Origin of the sequence: Devosia sp. 919 (assembly GCF_013185965.1) — a bacterium.
In the GTDB taxonomy this organism is placed as follows: Bacteria; Pseudomonadota; Alphaproteobacteria; order Rhizobiales; family Devosiaceae; genus Devosia.
Map to the genome: position 1 here is coordinate 2,224,115 of NZ_JABAOL010000001.1, position 18,685 is coordinate 2,242,799.

The 18,685-nt window shown below is 61.1% G+C and carries 16 protein-coding genes; all 16 read left to right on the plus strand.

Features of this window, described 5'->3' with window-relative positions:
- Positions 1–6: 6 nt before the first annotated feature.
- Positions 7–624 (plus strand): NADH-quinone oxidoreductase subunit C, encoded by a 618-nt coding sequence (locus HRQ64_RS10960; protein ID WP_127753041.1) that lies wholly within the window; start codon positions 7–9, stop codon positions 622–624.
- On the plus strand, positions 621–1,817 hold the full coding sequence (locus tag HRQ64_RS10965; protein WP_127753042.1) for an NADH-quinone oxidoreductase subunit D: 1,197 nt from the start codon (positions 621–623) through the stop codon (positions 1,815–1,817). Before HRQ64_RS10960 ends, HRQ64_RS10965 begins: the two co-directional genes overlap by 4 nt.
- Complete coding sequence (gene nuoE, locus HRQ64_RS10970) at positions 1,817–2,998, plus strand: NADH-quinone oxidoreductase subunit NuoE (RefSeq protein WP_172123303.1); 1,182 nt, start codon at positions 1,817–1,819, stop codon at positions 2,996–2,998. The genes HRQ64_RS10965 and nuoE overlap by 1 nt, the downstream gene beginning before the upstream one ends.
- A gap of 2 nt (positions 2,999–3,000) precedes the next feature.
- Positions 3,001–4,308: an NADH-quinone oxidoreductase subunit NuoF gene (nuoF, locus tag HRQ64_RS10975; protein WP_127753044.1), complete on the plus strand. Its 1,308-nt coding sequence runs from the start codon at positions 3,001–3,003 to the stop codon at positions 4,306–4,308.
- Between the two features lie 6 nt (positions 4,309–4,314).
- Positions 4,315–6,381, plus strand: coding sequence for an NADH-quinone oxidoreductase subunit NuoG (gene nuoG / locus HRQ64_RS10980; protein WP_172123304.1), 2,067 nt, complete (start codon positions 4,315–4,317; stop codon positions 6,379–6,381).
- 21 nt (positions 6,382–6,402) lie between these two features.
- Positions 6,403–7,485, plus strand: a complete 1,083-nt coding sequence (gene nuoH, locus HRQ64_RS10985; protein ID WP_248305287.1) for an NADH-quinone oxidoreductase subunit NuoH — start codon at positions 6,403–6,405, stop codon at positions 7,483–7,485.
- Complete coding sequence (nuoI, locus tag HRQ64_RS10990) at positions 7,485–7,973, plus strand: NADH-quinone oxidoreductase subunit NuoI (protein ID WP_127753047.1); 489 nt, start codon at positions 7,485–7,487, stop codon at positions 7,971–7,973. The genes nuoH and nuoI overlap by 1 nt, the downstream gene beginning before the upstream one ends.
- An 11-nt stretch (positions 7,974–7,984) precedes the next feature.
- The gene (locus tag HRQ64_RS10995; protein ID WP_127753048.1) at positions 7,985–8,593 is read left to right on the plus strand and encodes an NADH-quinone oxidoreductase subunit J; all 609 of its coding nucleotides are present in this window, start codon (positions 7,985–7,987) and stop codon (positions 8,591–8,593) included.
- Between the two features lie 14 nt (positions 8,594–8,607).
- Positions 8,608–8,916 (plus strand): NADH-quinone oxidoreductase subunit NuoK, encoded by a 309-nt coding sequence (gene nuoK, locus HRQ64_RS11000; protein WP_127755220.1) that lies wholly within the window; start codon positions 8,608–8,610, stop codon positions 8,914–8,916.
- 11 nt (positions 8,917–8,927) lie between these two features.
- The gene (gene nuoL / locus HRQ64_RS11005; RefSeq protein ID WP_172123305.1) at positions 8,928–11,039 is read left to right on the plus strand and encodes an NADH-quinone oxidoreductase subunit L; all 2,112 of its coding nucleotides are present in this window, start codon (positions 8,928–8,930) and stop codon (positions 11,037–11,039) included.
- Positions 11,039–12,547: an NADH-quinone oxidoreductase subunit M gene (locus HRQ64_RS11010; protein WP_172123306.1), complete on the plus strand. Its 1,509-nt coding sequence runs from the start codon at positions 11,039–11,041 to the stop codon at positions 12,545–12,547. The genes nuoL and HRQ64_RS11010 overlap by 1 nt, the downstream gene beginning before the upstream one ends.
- 12 nt (positions 12,548–12,559) lie before the next feature.
- On the plus strand, positions 12,560–14,005 hold the full coding sequence (nuoN, locus tag HRQ64_RS11015) for an NADH-quinone oxidoreductase subunit NuoN (RefSeq protein ID WP_172123307.1): 1,446 nt from the start codon (positions 12,560–12,562) through the stop codon (positions 14,003–14,005).
- Entirely contained in the window at positions 14,006–14,842 is an 837-nt protein-coding gene (locus HRQ64_RS11020) for a biotin--[acetyl-CoA-carboxylase] ligase (protein WP_172123308.1), read from the plus strand.
- Positions 14,843–14,915: 73 nt separating this feature from the next.
- Positions 14,916–16,589, plus strand: coding sequence for a ribonuclease J (locus HRQ64_RS11025; protein ID WP_172123309.1), 1,674 nt, complete (start codon positions 14,916–14,918; stop codon positions 16,587–16,589).
- A 96-nt stretch (positions 16,590–16,685) separates the two neighbouring features.
- Positions 16,686–16,934 (plus strand): DUF1467 family protein, encoded by a 249-nt coding sequence (locus tag HRQ64_RS11030; protein ID WP_172123310.1) that lies wholly within the window; start codon positions 16,686–16,688, stop codon positions 16,932–16,934.
- Positions 16,935–17,320: 386 nt separating this feature from the next.
- Entirely contained in the window at positions 17,321–18,670 is a 1,350-nt protein-coding gene (gene proS, locus HRQ64_RS11035) for a proline--tRNA ligase (RefSeq protein ID WP_172123311.1), read from the plus strand.
- Positions 18,671–18,685 lie beyond the last annotated feature (15 nt).

An 18,685-nucleotide genomic window follows, 5' to 3' on the forward strand; every position in this document is an offset into this window, starting at 1 on the left:
TTGGGTATGGATGAGGCAATCCAGGTCGATCCACTCGCCGCCCTGGGCGAGCATGTAGCGCGCTCGCTTGGCAGCGCCGTGCTGGAGACCGCTATCGCTTTTGGCGAACTGACGGTTATGGTCGAGCGCGACTCGATTGTGGCGGTAGCTGAATTCTTGCGCACCGACCCGCAATGCCGGATGGTCAGCATCATCGACATTTGCGGCGCCGACTACCCCGAGCGTGAGGAACGCTTCGAGGTAGTGTACCACTTCCTCAGCCCCTATACGAATTTGCGCATCCGCGTGAAGCTGGCCGCCGACGACATCGTGCCGGTGCCCAGCATCACGGGCGTGTTCAAGGGCGCCGACTGGTTCGAGCGCGAGGCCTATGATCTTTACGGCGTGCTGTTCTCGGGCCATCCGGACCTGCGACGTCTGCTGACTGACTACGGCTTTGACGGTCATCCCCTGCGCAAGGACTTCCCGCTCACTGGCTTCATCGAAGTTCGCTACGATGAGGAGCGCAAGCGGGTGGTCTATGAGCCGGTCCGGCTGCACCAGGAATTCCGCTCTTTCGATTACCTGTCGCCCTGGGAAGGCACCGATTACGTGCTGCCGGGCGACGAGAAGGCGAAGCAATGACTTTAGAAGCCGAAGTCCGCAATTTCACACTCAATTTCGGTCCCGTGCACCCTTCGGCGCACGGCGTGCTGCGCCTCATCCTTGAGCTTGATGGCGAAATCATCGAACGCGTGGACCCGCATGTTGGCCTCTTGCATCGCGGCACCGAAAAGCTGATCGAGCACAAGACCTATCTGCAGGCCGTGCCCTATTTCGATCGCCTCGATTATGTCGCGCCGATGAGCCAGGAGCACGCCTTCTGCCTTGCAGTGGAAAAGCTGCTCGGCATCGAAGTGCCGCGCCGCGCGCAACTGATCCGCGTTCTGTTCTGTGAAATCAGCCGGCTGCTGTCGCACCTGATGAACGTGACCACCCAGGCCATGGACGTCGGCGCACTTACCCCGCCGCTTTGGGGCTTTGAGCAGCGCGAACAGCTGATGATGTTTTATGAGCGCGCGTCGGGCAGTCGCCTGCACGCCGCTTACTTCCGCCCCGGTGGCGTGCACCAGGACCTGCCGCAGGACCTGATCGACGATATCGAGGCTTTTGCTACCAAGACCTTCCCTTCAGCGCTCGAGGATATCGGCACGCTGCTGACGGACAGCCGTATCTTCAAGCAGCGCAATGTCGATATCGGCGTCGTGTCACTCGAGGATGCCTGGAACTGGGGTTTCTCGGGGATCATGGTGCGCAGCGCCGGCGCTGCCTGGGACCTGCGCAAGAGCCAGCCCTATGAGTGCTACGAAGAGCTCGAGTTCGACATTCCGATCGGCAAGAATGGCGATTGCTATGATCGCTACCTGATCCGCATGGAAGAAATGCGCCAGTCGACCTCGCTGATGAAGCAGTGCATCGATCGCCTTAATGCCCCGGAAGGCAAGGGTCCGATCGCTGCGCTCGACGGCAAGGTCGTGCCCCCTAAGCGCAGTGAGATGAAGCGGTCGATGGAAGCGCTGATTCATCACTTCAAGCTTTATACCGAGGGCTTCAAGGTGCCCGCCGGCGAGGTCTATGCCGCCGTCGAAGCGCCCAAGGGCGAGTTCGGCGTCTATCTGGTCTCGGACGGCACCAACAAGCCGTATCGCTGCAAGGTCCGGGCTCCCGGCTTTGCCCATCTTCAAGCCATGGATTTCCTGTGTCGCGGCCACATGCTGGCGGACGTTTCGGCGATCCTGGGCTCACTAGACATCGTGTTCGGAGAGGTTGATCGCTGATGGTTGCGCGTCGCCTTGCAGACGAGTCGGTTCAACCGGCTACTTTCGCGTTCAATTCGGAAAACGCCCGCTGGGCGGAACGCACCATTGGCCTTTATCCCGAAGGACGCCAGCAATCGGCAGTGATTCCGCTGCTGATGCGGGCACAGGATCAGGATGGCTGGGTCACCCGGGCCACGATCGAGACGATCGCGGATATGCTTGGCATGGCCTATATCCGGGTGCTGGAAGTTGCGACTTTTTATACGCAGTTCCAACTGGCACCTGTCGGCACCCGCGCCCATATTCAGGTTTGCGGCACGACGCCCTGCATGCTGCGCGGTTCGGAAGCGCTGATTAAGGTGTGCAAAAGCAAGATCCATCCTGAACAGCGCCATACCAATGCGGATGGCACCATGTCCTGGGAAGAGGTCGAGTGCCTGGGCGCCTGCGTCAATGCTCCCATGGTCGCCATCTTCCACGACACCTACGAAGACCTGAGCCCAGAGCGCTTCGAAGAGATCGTCGATGCCTTTGCGGCGGGGCAGGGCGCCAGCATCAAGACGGGCACCCAGATCGAGCGGCTGAATTCCGCGGCCGAAGGCGGACGCACGACGCTCAACGAGCCACCGACCGCGAAGCGCGAAAAGTTCGTGCCGCCAGCGCCTCCGGCCGACGCTGCCGCACCGGCAGGTGCCGCGCCTGCTGCACCCAAGCCGGCAGCGCCCCAGGCGCCGACCACTGCGGCCAAGCCGCGTGATGTCAACGAAGACTCTGCACCTGCCTTCAAGGGACCGGCGCCCCAGGGCAAGGTTTCACAGGCCCATGCCGAAGCCGAGCGCAAGGAATTCGACCGCGAAGCCAATGCCGATGGCGAGCCCAACAAGGCGATGCGGCCTGACGCCACTGGCGCGGAAAGCGACGCCAGCAAGATCGACGGTGGCAAGGCTCCAGGCAAGGAAAGCCGCTCGGGCAGCAGCGATGGCGCCGCCGGCGGCGGTACGCAGCCAGATGCCCAAGAAGCGGAATCGACCTCCGGCAGCACGGTGGTCGACAGCAAGGAGTTGAGCGGGGAAGACGCGGCAGCCGTTGATGCTGCGGCCAAAAAGCCCGTTCGGCGCCGCAAGCCCAAAACCGAGGATTTGAAGCCGACCGTGGAACATGGCGGCGACATCTCCAACGACGACAAGTCGGAGTCATAATCGTGCTCGCTGACAAAGATCGCATTTTCACCAATCTCTATGGTCAGGGCGACTGGACACTGGCCGGTGCGCGCTCGCGCGGTGCCTGGGAAGGCACCCGCGAGTTCATCGATGCTGGCCGCGACTGGATCACCAACGAGGTCAAGGCTTCGGGCTTGCGCGGCCGCGGCGGGGCAGGGTTCCCGACGGCGCTGAAGTGGACCTTCATGCCCAAGGTGTCTGACGGGCGCCCGCATTACCTCTTGGTCAATGCCGACGAATCCGAGCCCGGCACCTGCAAGGACCGCGATATTCTGCGCCATGATCCGCACCATCTGGTGGAGGGGTGCCTTCTGGCGGCCCGCGCCATGGATGCGCACCTGGCCTTTATCTATGTGCGCGGCGAATTCATCCGCGAGCGGCAGCACCTGGAGCAGGCCGTTCAGGAGGCCTATGACGCCAAGCTGATCGGCAAGAACAACATCCATGGCTGGGACCTGGACATCATCGTCCATCACGGCGCGGGGGCCTATATCTGCGGCGAAGAAACTGCGCTGATGGAATCGCTGGAAGGCAAGAAGGGCCAGCCCCGGCTCAAGCCGCCATTCCCCGCCGGCATGGGCGTTTACGGCAACCCGACCACGGTCAACAATGTCGAGTCCATCGCCGTTGTGCCCGAAATCCTGCGTCGTTCGGGCGCTTGGTTCGCTTCTATCGGCCGCGCCAACAATACCGGCACCAAGCTGATGTGCGTTTCGGGGCACGTCAACAAGCCCGCGACCTTCGAGGAAGCGCTTGGCTGCACCTTTGAAGAGATCATCGAGAAGCATTGCGGCGGTATTCGCGGCGGGTGGGACAATCTGCTCGCCGTGATCCCCGGCGGCTCGTCCGTGCCCTGCGTGCCCGGCGAAAAGATCCGCCACGCCATCTATGACTTCGACGGCCTGCGCGAAGTGGGCGGCTCGCTCGGCACCGCCGGCATCATCGTGATGGACAAGTCGACGGACATCATCAAGGCCATCTGGCGCCTTGCCGCTTTCTACAAGCACGAAAGCTGCGGCCAGTGCACGCCCTGCCGCGAAGGCACGGGCTGGATGATGCGCGTCATGGATCGCATGGTTGAAGGTCGCGCCCAGAAGCGCGAGATCGACATGCTGTTCGAAGTGACCAAGCAGATCGAGGGCCACACCATTTGCGCGCTGGGCGATGCCGCGGCTTGGCCGATCCAGGGCCTGATCCGCAACTTCCGGCACGTGATCGAAGAGCGGATCGACCAGTACACATATTCATCCACCTCCGACGGCGCGGTGCCGTCGATCGCGGCGGAGTAGGGCCCGATGGCAAATATCAAAGTCGACGGCCAACTCGTCGAAGTTCCCGATCACTTCACCCTGATGCAGGCTGCCGAAGCGGCCGGCGCCGAAATCCCGCGCTTTTGTTACCATGAGCGCCTGTCGGTGGCCGGCAACTGCCGCATGTGCCTGGTCGAGGTGAAGGGCGGCCCCCCCAAGCCACAGGCTTCCTGCGCCATGGCGGTCAAGGACCTGCGTCCCGGCCCCAATGGCGAGCCGCCCGAAATGTTCACCAACACGCCAATGGTCAAGAAGGCCCGCGAAGGCGTGATGGAATTCCTGCTGATCAACCATCCACTCGATTGCCCGATCTGCGATCAGGGCGGCGAGTGCGATCTGCAGGACCAGGCCATGGCCTATGGCGTGGACAAGAACCGCTTTGCCGAAAACAAGCGCGCGGTCGAGGACAAGTATCTTGGGCCGCTGGTCAAGACCTCGATGAACCGCTGCATTCACTGCACGCGGTGCGTTCGCTTCACCACCGAAGTGGCCGGCATTGCCGAGATGGGCCTGCTGGGTCGCGGCGAGGACGCCGAGATCACCTCCTATCTCGAAAAGGCGCTGTCGAGCGAGCTGCAGGGCAATGTGGTTGATCTGTGCCCGGTGGGCGCGCTCACATCAAAGCCCTATGCCTTCTCGTTCCGTCCGTGGGAATTGAGCAAGACCGAGAGCATCGATGTCATGGATGCCCTGGGTTCGGCCATCCGCGTCGATAGCCGTGGTCGCGAAGTGATGCGCATCCTGCCGCGCGTCAATGAGGCGATCAACGAAGAGTGGATTTCCGACAAGACCCGCTATGTGTGGGATGCGCTCAAGTCCCAGCGCCTTGACCGCCCCTATGTCCGGCGCAACCGCAAACTGGCTCCCACCACCTGGGAAGACGCGTTCGCGACCGTTGCCAAGGCCGTCAAGAAGCCGGGCGTGCGCATCGGTGCCATTGCCGGCGACCTTGCCGGCGTTGAGGAAATGTTTGCGCTCAAGACGCTTTTGGCCTCGCTCGGCTCGAGCAATATCGATGCGCGCCCGGTTGGATCGGCCCTGAGCCCTGCCGGCGGTCGCGCCAGCTATGTGTTCAATCCCACTATTGCCGGGATCGAGCAGGCTGACGCCATTCTCCTCGTCGGCACCAATCCCCGCCGTGAAGCGGCCGTGCTCAATGCCCGCATCCGCAAGGTGTGGCGCGCCACCGGCCTGCCGATCGGCGTGATCGGAGAAGCCGCTGACCTGACCTACACCTATGAGCACCTTGGTCACGGTAACAACACGCTGCTGGACCTGGCTGCGGGTCTCGGCTCGTTCGCCGATACCTGGAAGCAGGCCAAGCGACCGCTGGTGATCGTGGGCGAAGGCGCTGCCACGGCCGATGTCCTGGCTGCGGCCGCACAGCTCGCCACCGGCAATCCGGAACTGGCAGAAGGCTGGAACGGCTTTGCCGTGCTGCACAATGCGGCAGCTCGCGTCGGCGCTCTCGATGTCGGTTTCGTGCCCGCCAAGGGCGCTGCGGATACGGCGGCCATGCTGGCGGGCGGCGTTGACGTGTTGTTCCTGCTGGGCGCCGACGAACACGATTTGACCGGTCTTGGCGACACCATGGTGGTGTATCTGGGCACCCACGGCGACAATGGCGCTCACCGCGCCGACGTCATCCTGCCCGGCGCCGCCTATACCGAAAAGAGCGCGACCTATGTCAACACGGAAGGGCGGGTGCAGGTCACCAACCGCGCCGTGTTCCCCCCAGGTGAGGCCAAGGAAGACTGGGCCATCCTGCGGGCGCTTTCGGCAGTTGCCGGCGTGACCCTGCCGTTCAATTCGCTGCCGCAGCTGCGCGCCGCGCTTTATGCTGAATACCCGCATCTGGCCCGGATCGATGATGTTGCGCCCACCAAGCTGGCCGACATCACCAAGCTGGCCAAGGGCTCGACCCGCGGCAAGAAGCTCAGCTTTGCTTCTCCGGTCAGTGATTTTTATCTCAGCAACCCGATCGCGCGCGCATCGGCAACCATGGGCGAATGCGCTGCCATGGCCGCCGGCCTGCGTCAGGCAGCGGAGTAGGGGAGCGCTATGGACTCTGTTATGGCCGTTCTTGACTACCTGCTTGGCGTGCCCTTCCTCGGGGGGACCCAGGTCGGCTTCGTGTATAAGGGGCTGCTGCTCCTCGTTACGCTGCTGATTTTCACCGCCTTCATCCTGCTCGCCGACCGCAAGATCTGGGCGGCCGTGCAGATCCGCCGTGGCCCCAACGTCGTGGGCCCGTTTGGCCTGCTGCAGAGCTTTGCCGACCTACTCAAATTCGTGTTCAAGGAACCTATCCTGCCCGCTGGGTCGGACAAGCTCATGTTCCTTTTGGCGCCGCTGATCACTGCGACCCTGTCGCTGTCGGCCTGGGTGGTTATTCCCATCAGCCCCGGCTGGGCGATTGCCGACATCAATGTGGGCATTCTTTACGTGCTCGCGATCTCCTCGCTCGGCGTTTACGGCGTGATCATCGGCGGCTGGGCCTCGAACTCGAAATACCCGTTCCTGGGCGCGCTGCGTTCGGCGGCGCAGATGGTCAGCTACGAAGTCTCGATCGGCCTCGTGATCATCACGGTGCTGCTCTGCGTGGGCTCACTGAACCTGACCGATATCGTGCAGGCGCAGTATGAGATGGGCCTGGCGCACATGATCGGGCTGCCCTGGCTGACCTTCCTCAACTGGTTCTGGCTGCCGCTGTTCCCGATGTTCATCGTGTTCATGATTTCGGCTCTGGCCGAAACCAACCGCCCGCCATTTGACCTGCCCGAAGCAGAGTCGGAACTGGTGGCCGGCTTCATGGTGGAATATTCCTCTACGCCTTACCTGTTGTTCATGCTGGGCGAGTATATCGCCATCATCCTGATGTGCGCGCTGATGACCATCATGTTCATGGGCGGCTGGACATCGCCGATCGACCTGCCGCCCTTCACCTGGATCCCGGGTGCGGTGTGGTTCGTGCTCAAGGTGTGTTTCTTCTTCTTCTTTTACGCCATGACCAAATCCATCGTGCCGCGCTATCGCTATGACCAGTTGATGCGCCTGGGCTGGAAGATCTTCCTGCCGCTTTCCTTGGTTTCGGTCATTGTTCTCGCATTCGTCCTGCAGCTGACTGGCTGGGGCTGGCATGGAGGGGTTGCCTGATGCACGCCCTGAGATTTGTAAATTCGCTGCTGCTCAAGGAGTTCGTGACGGGGTTCTTCCTCGCCATGCGCTACTTCTTCACGCCCAAGCCGACGGTGAACTACCCGTTCGAAAAGAACCCGGTAAGCCCGCGCTTTCGTGGCGAGCATGCCCTGCGCCGCTACCCCAATGGGGAAGAGCGCTGCATTGCCTGCAAGCTGTGTGAAGCGGTGTGTCCTGCACAGGCCATTACCATCGAAGCTGGCCCCCGCCAGAATGACGGCACCCGGCGCACGGTGCGCTACGACATCGACATGGTGAAGTGCATCTATTGCGGCTTCTGCCAGGAAGCCTGCCCGGTGGATGCGATCGTTGAGGGCCCCAATTTCGAGTTCGCCACCGAAACGCGTGAGGAGCTTTACTTCTCCAAGGAGCGTCTGCTGGCCAATGGCGACCGCTGGGAGCGCGAAATCGCTCACAACATCGCCACCGACGCACCTTATCGCTGAAGGAAGACCGGATGAGCCTTCCCCTGTTCTTTTTCTATCTCTTCTCGGTCGTGGCGATCGCTTCGGCGTTCATGGTCGTGTCCTCGCGCAATCCCGTGCACGCGGTGCTGTTTTTGATCGTGGTGTTCGTCAACGCTGCAGGCCTCTTCATGCTGGCCGGCGCCGAGTTCCTCGCCCTGATCCTGATCGTGGTTTATGTCGGCGCTGTGGCAGTGCTGTTCCTGTTTGTCGTCATGATGCTGGACGTTGACTTCAAGGACCTGCGCCGCGGCTCGCTGCAATATGCACCGATCGGCGTCCTTGTGGGGATCGTATTGCTGCTCGAGCTCCTGCTCGTGGCCGGCAGCTCCTGGATCGCACCGGAAGCAGGTGGAATTGGCGCTTTGCCGATCGACGCGGGCGTTGAAAATACGCGCGCATTAGGGCAGGTGCTTTATACGCGCTACGTGTTCCTGTTCCAGGGCGCGGCCGCGATTCTGCTGGTGGCAATGATCGGTGCAATTGTGCTGACGCTGCGCCACAAGCCCGGCATCAAGCGCCAGGACCCGTCGGTGCAGGTCAATCGCCAGCCCGCGGACACGCTGGAAGTCGTCAAAGTCAAAAGCGGTCAAGGGCTGTAGGAGCAATCATGGGCTTGGCAATCGGCCTCGGTCACTACCTGACCGTCGCGGCAATCCTGTTCACGCTGGGCGTGTTCGGCATTTTCCTCAACCGCCGCAACATCATCGTTATTCTGATGTCGATCGAGTTGATCCTCCTGGCGGTCAACCTCAACCTCGTGGCATTCAGCGCGCATCTGGGCGATCTGCAGGGGCAGGTCTTTGCGCTGTTGATCCTGACGGTGGCGGCTGCCGAGGCGGCCATTGGCCTCGCCATTCTCGTAATTTTCTACCGCAATCTCGGCTCGATTGCGGTTGAAGACGTCAACCAGATGAAGGGCTAAGCAGCACCGCTATGATCCAAGCGATTGTTTTCCTGCCCCTCGCGGGCGCCCTCATTGCCGGCCTGCTGGGCCGTATTATCGGCCATCGGCCGAGCGAATTCGTCACCACCGGCTTGCTGATCATTGCCGCAGTGCTGAGCTGGATCGTCTTCCTGCCCATCGCCTTTGGCGGCGGGCTGGTCGGAGCCGAGATTGCCGAGGGCAGCCATGCCGCGGTGCTCAAGGTCGACCTGATGCGCTGGATTCAGGTCGGCAGCATGAACATGCACTGGACGCTGCGCGTCGACACGCTCACGGCTATCATGTTGGTGGTCGTCACCACCGTTTCCAGCCTCGTGCACGTTTATTCCATTGGTTACATGGCCGAGGATCCGCATCGCTCGCGCTTCTTCGCCTATCTGTCGCTCTTTACGTTCGCCATGCTGATGCTGGTGACCGCCGACAACTTCCTCCAGATGTTCTTTGGTTGGGAAGGCGTGGGCCTCGCCTCCTATCTGCTGATCGGCTTCTGGTACACCCGTCCATCGGCCAATGCTGCCGCCATGAAGGCCTTCATCGTCAACCGCGTGGGCGACTTCGGCTTCATGCTCGGCATCTTTGGCGCCTTCATGGTGCTCGGCCATCTCGACTTTGACAGCGCGTTCCATGCTGCCCCAGAGGCAGCCGAAGCGAGCATGCGGTTCCTGAACTGGGACCTGCATGCGATGACGGTGATCTGCCTGTTGTTGTTCATGGGTGCCATGGGCAAGTCGGCGCAGTTCCTGCTCCACACCTGGCTGCCCGACGCCATGGAAGGCCCAACGCCCGTGTCTGCGCTGATCCATGCCGCGACCATGGTGACGGCCGGCGTGTTCATGGTTGCACGGCTGTCGCCGCTATTCGAAACCTCGCCGACGGCACTGACCTTCATCATCGTCATCGGCGCGATCACCGCGTTCTTTGCCGCGACGGTCGGTCTGGTGCAGAACGACATCAAGCGCGTGATCGCTTATTCCACCTGTTCGCAGCTGGGCTACATGTTCGTGGCGCTGGGGACGGGGGCTTATACGGCCGGCGTGTTCCACCTCTTCACGCACGCCTTCTTCAAGGCATTGCTGTTCCTGGGTGCGGGCGCCGTGATCCACGCCATGCATCACGAGCAGGACATGCGCAACATGGGTGGCCTCGCCAAGAAGATCCCGATCACCTATGCCATGATGCTGATCGGCACCCTGGCGCTGACGGGTGTGGGTATTCCGGGCACCGAGTTCATCGGCTTTGCCGGGTTCTTCTCCAAGGACTCCATCATCGAGGCGGCTTACGCCTATGGCGGCAATGTGGGCTCGATGGCCTTCTGGCTGCTGGTGATCGCGGCCGTGTTCACGAGCTTTTACTCGTGGCGCCTCATTCACCTGACCTTCCACGGCTCGCCCCGCGATGCCCAGCATGCGCTGACGGCTCATCCCGAGCCAGAGCATAGCGACTCCGAAACCCATCATGAGCCGGCGACGGCCAGCGATGCGCATGCTGCCCATGACGATCATGCTCATGGTCATCACGGCAGTGCTTATTACAACGCCCACGAGGCGCCCAATGTCATGCTGGTGCCGCTATATGTGCTCGCAGTTGGCGCAGTGTTCTCGGGTGCGGTGTTCTACGGCATGTTCTTCCATGACGTGGGCCATATCGAACACTTCTTCGCCGGCTCGGTCGTTATTGAGCCTGAGATCATCGAGGCTGCGCACCATGTGCCATTGTGGGTGAAGTGGTCAGCCACTTTCGCGATGATCATTGGGTTTGTGACGGCCTGGTATATGTATATCCGCTCGCCTGAAACCCCACGCCGGCTCGCTGAGACCAATCCTGGCCTCTACAAGTTCCTGCTCAACAAGTGGTACTTCGACGAGCTCTACAACACGATCTTCGTGCGTCCTGCCTTGTGGATCGGCCGCGCGCTTTGGCATGGCTTTGATGACTGGTTGATCGATGCCAAGCTGACCGAAGGTGTTGGACGGCGGGTCAACAACGTCACCTCATGGGTCGTCAAGCTCCAGTCCGGCTATCTCTACCACTACGCATTTGTGATGCTGATCGGCATTGCGGCGCTTTTGACCTGGGCCATTGCGGCCGGGGGACTGATCTGATGACCTTCGCCAACACTATCCTGACGATCCTGACTTTCCTGCCGCTTTTTGGCGCAGTGGCGATCCTCTTCATGCCCAGGACGGCGTTCGACGCGATCCGCTGGACCGCATTGGCGACCACGGTGGTGACCTTCGTGCTGTCGCTGTGGATGTGGTCGATGTTCGACCCGGCAAATCCCGGTTTCCAGTTCGTCGTCGACCGCCCCTGGATCGGCGATAATATCGGTTACCGTGTGGGCGTGGACGGCATCTCGGTGCTGTTTGTGGTGCTCTCGGCACTGTTGATGCCGTTCTGCATCCTGGCCAGCTGGGAGTCGATATCCTTCCGGGTGAAGGAATATATGAGCATCTTCCTCGTGCTCGAGATGCTGATGATCGGCGTTTTCACCACGCTCGATCTGGCCATGTTCTATGTGTTCTTCGAAGGCACCTTGCTGCCGATGTTCCTGATCATCGGCATTTGGGGCGGCAAGCGCCGGATCCAGGCCAGCTACAAGTTCTTCTTTTACACCTTTGTCGGCTCGGTGCTGATGCTGCTGGCCATGATGGCCATGTATTGGAGTGCCGGCACCACCAATATCGCGCGCCTGTTGACCCATGATTTCCCCATCGAAATGCAGCCCTGGCTGTGGTGGGCGTTCTTCGCTTCGCTCGCGGTCAAGATGCCGATGTGGCCGTTGCACCGCTGGCTGCCCGAAGCGCACGTCGAAGCGCCGACCGCTGGCTCGGTGATCCTTGCGGCAATCCTGCTCAAGCTGGGTGGCTATGGCTTCCTGCGCTTCTCGCTGCCCATGTTCCCCGATGCTTCGGCACAGTTTGCCAATGTCATCTTCGTACTGTCGGTGGCGGCGATCATCATCACTTCGCTGATCGCCCTCGTGCAGCAGGACATCAAGAAGCTGATCGCCTATTCGTCTGTGGCCCATATGGGCTTTGTGACGATGGGTATTTTTGCCGGCAACCAGTTCGGCATCCAGGGTGGCATCTTCCAGATGCTCTCGCACGGCGTGGTCTCGGGTGCCTTGTTCCTGTCGGTTGGCGTCATTTATGACCGGCTGCATACGCGCGACATTGCCGCTTATGGTGGGCTGGTTTCGCCCATGCCGCGCTATGCCGTGGCGTTCATGGTCTTCACCATGGCCAATGTCGGCCTTCCCGGCACGTCCGGCTTTGTCGGCGAGTTCCTGACCATGATGGGTGCTTTCCAGGTCAATACCTGGGTGGCGTTCTTCGCGGCCTTCGGCATTATCCTGTCGGCTTGCTACGCGCTGTGGCTGTATCGACGTGTGATCTTTGGCGCGTTCACCAAGGAAACGCTGCGGGGTATGCTCGACCTCAACCTGCGCGAAAAACTGACGCTTTACCCATTGATCGCGCTGATCATCTTCTTCGGCTTCTATCCGGCACCCATTCTCGATACTACCGCGGCCGCGGTCGACAATCTGGTTGCCCACTATTCCGCCTCGATCGGCGCTGCTGCGCCGGCCGAAGTGGCTGTTGCCCACTAGGAGGGGAACCCCGTGAACTCAGACGTCATCGATTTCGCGAGCCTGGCTCCCGCTTATCCTGAGATGCTGATGGCAGTCGGCGTAATTGTGCTGCTGCTTGTCGGTGTCATCCTCAACAAAGAACGTTCTTCACTGGTCAGCATGCTGGGCGTGGTATTGCTGGTGGCAACGGCAGCGCTCGTCGTGTTCCAGCCTGCTGAAGGCGTGCTGTTCAATGGCGTCTTCATCCAGGACGGTTTTGCCCGCTTCATGAAGGCACTGGTGCTGGTTGGTTCGGCATTCGCGCTGATGATGTCGTGGCCGCACGCTGACGAGAACGGCACGCACAGGTTCGAGTATTCCATTCTGATCCTGCTCGCGACTTTGGGCATGATGGTGATGGTGTCGGCCAACGACCTGATGAGCCTGTATATTGGCATCGAGCTGCAGTCGCTGGCGGTTTATGTGCTCGCCGCGATCAAGCGCGACGATAGCCGCGCCACCGAGGCGGGCATCAAGTACTTCGTGCTGGGTGCTCTCTCCTCGGGCATGCTGCTCTACGGCGCCTCGCTGATCTATGGCTTCACCGGCCAAACCAATCTGCAGGGTATTGTTGCCGCGATCGCCAACGAAGGTCGCTCGATCGGGCTGATCTTTGGCCTGGTGTTCCTGCTTGCGGGCGTCGCGTTCAAGATGTCTGCCGTGCCGTTCCATATGTGGACGCCCGACGTTTATGAAGGTGCGCCAACGCCCGTTACCGCCTTCATGGCCGGGGCGCCCAAGGTCGCCGCCATGGCACTGATGGTTCGCTTGGTGATGGACAGCTTTGAGCCCATCACCCGCGACTGGCAGCAGATCGTGATCTTTTTGTCGATTGCCTCCATGGTGCTGGCATCCTTTGCCGCCATTGGCCAGAAGTCGCTGAAGCGCCTGATGGCCTATTCATCCATTGGCCATGTCGGCTTTGCGCTTGTGGGGCTTTCCTCCGGCACGCAGGTTGGGGTGGAAGGCGTCGCGATCTACATGGCAATCTATTTGGCCATGACTGTAGGGCTGTTCGCTTGCCTGTTGTCGCTGCGCACCGAAGCCGGTTACGTCGAGAACATCGATGACCTTGCCGGTGCGGCACAGTCTCGGCCCTTTGTGGCGGCCATTTTTGCGATCCTGATGTTCTCGCTGATCGGCCTACCACCGTTGGCCGGGTTCTTCGCCAAGTGGTACGTGTTCCTTGCGGCCATCGAAGCGCAGCTCTTCGTGCTGGCCGTGATCGGCGTGCTGGCTTCAGCTGTGAGCGCCTATTATTACCTGCGCGTGATCAAGACCATGTATTTCGACGAACCGACGCGCCAGTTTGTAGCGGCGCCGCGTGAGCTGACCGTGATCATGGCGGCCAGCGGTTTCCTTGTCGTGACTTACTACTTCACCCTGGGCAATTCGCTTGCCTCTGCCGCTAATGCCGCGGCTGGAAGCTTGTTCTAGGTGACGTCGTTCGTTCTTGGTGGCTCCGCGCGGGCGGCAGGGTATCGCCTGCGCGGATTTGACTCGATCGGCTCAACCAATACTGAGGCGCTCGCCGCCGCGGGGGCGGGCGATCCCGGTGGGTTATGGTTCGCTGCCCGTCAGCAAACAGCAGGCAGGGGGCGCCGTGGACGGCTTTGGGAGTCCCCGGCTGGTAATCTGGCCGCCACGCTCTTGATCGTGCCCGAAGCCGACCCCACTTTGGCTGCAACACTCGGCTTCGTAGCCGGGGTGGCAATGAACCGCGCACTTGCTCAATTGCTGTCGGCCGGCAGATTGCGGATCGGCCTCGATGGTGCCGATGGCACTGCAAGTGGTGCGCCCGCGCGGATAGCACTGAAATGGCCCAATGACGTGCTGGCCGATGGTGCTAAGCTCGCCGGCATTTTGCTGGAGGGTCGTAAGGCGCCTGACGGGCGGCAGGCGGTCGTGATCGGCTTCGGCGTCAATGTGGTTGCCGCGCCGACCGGGCTGCCTTATCCCGCAACGAGCCTCGTGGAACTTGGCGCGTCCGAGTCGGCTGAGCGAGTCTTTGCGTCCTTGAGCGATTCATGGGTTGAAGCGTTCAGGCTGTGGGATGACGGCCGCGGCGTTGAAGCAATCCTTGAGGAGTGGCGTTCCGCCGCTGCCGGGATTGGGGCTCCGGTGGCAATAAATCAGAACGGAGAGGTCCTGCGGGGCGTCTTCGAAACCATCGATGGCAGCGGACGCCTGATTGTGCGCGCGCCTGACGATCGTCGCATCGCCATCACGGCTGGCGACGTACATTTTGGGGCAACGGCCAGCGCCCAGAGCTGACCGCAAATATATGCGTTGACGACCGGTGGCCAAAGTTCGCCGCGCGCCGCGCCAAGAAAGGACTGAATAACCCATGGCTCAAAACCAAAGGGACGAACTCGTTTTTGTGCCGCTCGGCGGCGTCGGCGAAATCGGGATGAATATGGGCGCCTATGGCTTTGGCCCTGAGCGCTCGCGCAAGTGGATCGTTGTTGATTGCGGCGTCAGCTTCGGCGGTCCCGATCTGCCCGGGATCGAGCTGATCATGGCCAATCCCGAATTTCTCGAAGAACGCGCTGATGACGTGCTTGGACTGATCCTGACGCACAGCCACGAAGATCACTACGGCGCTGTACTGGATCTGTGGCCGGGTTTTGAAAAGCCGGTTTACTGCACGCCCTTTACGGCCGCCATGCTGGCCGCCAAGCGGGCAGGGGATGGCATTGTCGAGAATGTCGATGTCACCATCATGCAGCCGGGCAAGCCGTTCAATGTCGGCCCGTTCACCATAGAGGCGATCAACGTCGCGCACTCGATCCCCGAAAGCAATGCGCTGCTGATCTCGACTCCCATCGGTCGCGTGCTGCACACGGGTGACTGGAAGCTCGACCCTACGCCGGTGATCAACAAGCCGACCGATTTTGCCCGCCTGCAGGCTATTGGCGAGGATACCTCGACGCCGCTTGCTTTGGTCTGCGATTCGACCAACGCAATGAAGGAGGGCGAAAGCCCGAGCGAAGCCGAGGTCGCGATCAACCTCGAAGCGCTGATCGCCAATGCACCAAATCGCGTCGCGGTCACGACTTTTGCGTCCAATGTCGGCCGGGTTGTTTCAATCGTACGCGCCGCTGAAAAGGCGGGGCGTCAGGTCGTGCTGTCGGGTCGTTCGCTGCACCGGATCATGGGCATTGCCCGCGAGCTGGGCATGCTCGAAGGTCTGCCGCCCTTGCTGGACCAGGATGCTTATCGGGGCCTACCGCGCGACAAGGTCGTTTTGATCTGCACCGGCTCGCAGGGCGAAGCGCGCGCGGCCATTGCTCGCATTGCCCGGGGCGAGCACCCGGTCATTGAGCTCAATGCGGGCGATCGCATGATCTTCTCGTCCTGGGCCATTCCTGGCAACGAGCGCGAAGTGATCGATATCCAAAACCTCCTCATCGACAAGGGCGTGGAGCTGATCACCCAGAACAATGGCCTGGTCCATGTGACGGGCCACCCGCGCCGTGGCGAGCTGCAAAAGCTATATTCCTGGGTAAAGCCCGAGGTGCTGGTGCCAGTGCATGGCGAGGCGGCGCATCTGCAGGCGCATGCCAAGCTTGGTCGGGAGTCAGGTATTCCCAATGTGATCGATGCGCGCAATGGCGACATGGTGCGCTTGTTCCCAGAGCCGCTGGCCTTTCCGGCCGAAGTGCGCACCGGCGAGCTTTATCTCGACGGTCTGGTGCTGTGCACGCCTGAGGAATCCGGCGTCAAGGGTCGGCGCCGCCTGTCCTTTGGCGGCCATGTGGTGGTCAGCCTCTGCGTCGGCAGCAATGGCCAGATCGTTTCGGGTCCCGACCTGGTTGTTGAAGGTTTGCCTGAGACCGAGGACGAATCCCTGACCGACCTGGTCGAGGACACGATTGCCGGCGTGTTGAAAAGCATGCCCCCCAAGCGGCGCAGCGATGCCGAAGTGCTCAACTCGGCGATATTCAAGGCGATCCGCAACGAGGTGAACCTTTATTGGGGCCGCAAGCCCAATGTTTCGGTGTTCGTGCACCGGGTATGATCGTCCGAACTGAAGCTTGAGGGCGGCATTCTGCCCCCTCGACTTTAGTATCGGCCGCGCGCATGTCTCGTTGGCAAATAGGAAAGAAGCATTGCCATGCCGATCGGCTCGATCCTCGCTGTCTTCTTTGTCGTCTGGTGGCTCTGCTTTGTCGCGGTGCTGCCCATCGGCACACAAAGCCAGCATGAGATTGGCAATGTGACGCCTGGCACCGAGCCGGGTGCGCCGGCAGTGCCGCGCTTGTTGCGCAAGGTCATTGTGGCGACTCTCCTTGCTGCAGTTGTGACGCCCTTGCTGCTCTGGGGTGTCAACAACGGTATCTTGCACGACTACTGGAACCGCTGAGTGCGCCGGTTCGATCGAGGGACATCAATACTGAACGGTGATCAGATGCGCCGATGACCGGGAAGCAGTCGCTCTCCCCTAGTCTTGCGGGTAGCGCGACTAGGGTACTGAATCAAAAAAGCAGGGCACATGGCCCTGCTTGTTTGAGTTTGACGACATACGCTGGTCTTAGGCTCGCTCGAAAGCGGCTGCCAACGCTCCTCCCTGACGCTGCCGACGTCTAGCGGTGTGAACCGCCTTTGCTTTATTGACACGGAACCTAACAAGTTGTTGTAGGACTGTCACGCAGATTCTGCATGCCTTCTATGCTTGAATTGGATGGACGCGCGGCCCTTCAATAGGCATCAAGCAAGCCCTTGCCTCGCTTTAATGTTTTCGGAGTCGCTATGCGCCTGTCTCGCTATTTCCTGCCAGTGCTCCGTGACGTTCCCAAGGAAGCCGAGATCGTCTCGCATCGTTTGATGCTGCGCGCCGGCATGATCCGCCAGCAGGCTTCGGGCCTCTATAGCTGGTTGCCCTTTGGCTATAAGGCACTGATGAAGGTGCAGCGCATCATCGAAGAGGAGCAGAACCGCTCCGGCGCCGTGGAGCTACTCATGCCCACGATCCAGTCCGCCGATCTGTGGCGGGAATCCGGCCGCTATGATGCTTACGGCAAGGAAATGCTGCGCATCCAGGACCGGCACGAGCGCGAATTCCTGTATGGCCCCACCAACGAGGAGATGATCACCGACATCTTTCGGGCCTACGTGAAATCCTACAAGGATCTGCCGCTCAACCTCTACCACATTCAGTGGAAGTTCCGCGACGAGGTGCGCCCGCGCTTCGGCACGATGCGCTCGCGCGAATTCCTGATGAAGGACGCTTATAGCTTCGATCTGACCAAGGAAGACGCCGTTCGCGCTTACCAGCGCATGTTCGTCGCCTATCTGCGCACCTATGCCCGTATGGGGCTCACCGCCATCCCGATGCGCGCCGATACCGGCCCGATTGGCGGCGATCTCAGCCATGAGTTCATCATCCTGGCCGAAACCGGCGAAAGCCAGGTGTTCTGCCACCGCGACCTGCTGGACAAGCCGATTCCGGCCAAGGACACCGACTTCCGCGGCGACCTCAACCCCATCGTCGACGACTGGACTTCGCTCTACGCTGCCACCGAGGAGATGGTGGACATGGGCGATTACGAGGCCCAGGTGCCCGAGGACAAGCGCATTTCCGCGCGCGGCATCGAGGTCGGCCATATTTTCTACTTCGGGACCAAGTATTCCGAGCCCATGAAGGCGAGCGTCACCGGTCCGGACGGCAAGGAAACCATCGTGCATATGGGTTCGTATGGCATTGGCCTGACCCGGCTGCTGCCGGCGATCATCGAAGCCAGCCATGACGATGCCGGCATCATCTGGCCCGTCAGCGTCGCCCCATTCGAAGCGGTGCTGATCAATCTCAAGGCCGGCGATGCCGCCTGCGATGCGGCGTGTGACGCCCTTTATGGCGAGCTGCAGGCAGCGGGTCTCGACATGCTCTATGACGATCGCGATCAGCCAGCGGGCGGCAAGTTTGCTACCGCCGATCTGGTCGGCATTCCCTACCAGATCATCCTTGGGCCACGTGGGCTCAAATCGGGTGAGGCCGAGATCAAGCATCGCAAGACCGGCGAGCGCGAGACGCTGCCCATCGCCGCCGCCGTCGAGCGGCTCCGCTCGCTGATTGAACCGCAAAGAAAGACCGACATTTGACCGATCAGGTCCAGC